The sequence below is a fragment of the Microbacterium sp. genome (assembly GCF_041909575.1).
GTDB lineage: Bacteria > Actinomycetota > Actinomycetes > Actinomycetales > Microbacteriaceae > Microbacterium.
This window is the reverse complement of sequence record NZ_JAYRDE010000208.1, coordinates 1-1,539: the sequence shown is the minus strand read 5'-3', so window position 1 is coordinate 1,539 and position 1,539 is coordinate 1. Positions and strand designations below refer to the sequence as shown.

Sequence of the window (1,539 nt, the reverse complement as noted above, 5' to 3'; positions counted from 1 at the left end):
AGGTCGTGCGGCGGCGCCGCCGCGGGGAGCGGGTGGCGGCGCCGCGCGGCGCCGCCACCCTGGGGGTTCAGCCGCAGCTGTGCGCCGGGTACGGCGCCTGGACGACCGCCGACACCGGCTGACCGTCGACGGTGGCCGTGACGGTCACGGCCGCGGCGCCTCCCGGCACGGAGCCGAGACGCGTCGTGAACACGGTCGACGCGGACTTGCCCGGCGCCACCGCGATCGACGACTTCGAGCCGTACGGCGTTGCGACCGACGCGCTGACCGGCACCTCGTCGGCGTTGGACACCTTCACGGTCAGGACGGACTTGCCCGAGACGCAGCGCGAGGCTGCCTCGGCCGAGACGTCCAGCGTCGGCGCAGCGGCCTCGGCGAACGACCACGTGTCGAGCTCGAAGAGGTCGCCCGTCGCACCCTTGTAGGTGAAGAAGAGGTCGTGCGTCCCCTCCAAGCCCTCGAGGTCGGCCGTGAGTTCGGCCCACTGCCCCGTCGGCGCGTCCACCGGGATGGTGCCGACGACCGGCCCGGACTCGCTGCCGGTGCGGAGCTCGATCGAGGCCCCCGCCTGCAGCGCCTTCACCTTCACCGTGAGGGAGGATGCGCCGGCGTCGCCGAACGCGACGGACGACAGCGCCGTCCAGTCACCGTTGTCGATGTCCTTCACCACGAGGTTCGGAGCCGTCGCGCCGAACTGCGTCGAGCCGCCGTCCACCTTCTGCGTCGCGATGCCCTTGCTCCAGCCGAAGGTCTCGGCCTCGAACGCGCGGAACGGATCAAAGTCGTGCACCTGCTCCACGCCCGCGTACGTCCCGACGACCTGCTGGATCGTGCCGTCCGCGTTGAAGCTCAGCTCCTGGATGTGGGGGCTGCGGTATCCCTGCGTGGTGTTCCCGTTGATCCGCTTGTTCAGCGTCGGGGCGTGGTACGTGAAGTAGTACTTGCCCTCGAACTCGAAGACCGACTGGTGGTTGTTGCCACCGGTGCCGGCTCCGAAGAACTGCGACTGGTTGGGGAAGAGCAGACCGACGTACTTCTCCTTGGGGAAGTCCGTCGGGCTGTCCGACATCATGTACGGGATCTGACCGCCGCCCGGGTACCCGGGCAGCGGGGTCTGGTTTCCGCCGAAGTCGTTCCCGCCGAAGTGCGACGAGTACGTCAGGTAGTACTTCCCCTGGCGCTCGAACACGTGTGCCGCCTCGAACGAGACCGGGGTGTCGACGACCATGGCGGAGCCCTGCGTGCTGACCATGTCGTCGCCGAGCTCGATCACCCGGATGTTCTTCGGGTTGTTGTAGCGCTCCTCCGCCGGCATGCTCGTCGACGCAGGACCGCCGCCGAAGTACAGGTAGGCCTTGCCGTCCTTGTCGACGAGGGGTGCGGGGTCGAACTTCCATGCGACCGCCTCAGCGCCCGGCGTCGAGCCGTTGATGAGCGTGCTGGTGCGCTCGCTCGTCCACGGACCCAGCGGGCTCTCGCCGGTGATGACGTTGCTCGAGCCGCCGCCGTTGGCGGAGTAGAGGAAGTACTTCTCTTCGC

General features: G+C 68.9%; 1 protein-coding gene. It reads right to left on the bottom strand.

Features of this window, described 5'->3' with window-relative positions; genetic code table 11:
• Nucleotides 1-67: 67 nt before the first annotated feature.
• Nucleotides 68-1,539, bottom strand: a 1,472-nt coding sequence (locus ACE3O1_RS15670) for a glycoside hydrolase family 43 protein (RefSeq protein ID WP_374316641.1), incomplete at its 5' end; no start/stop codon positions are given.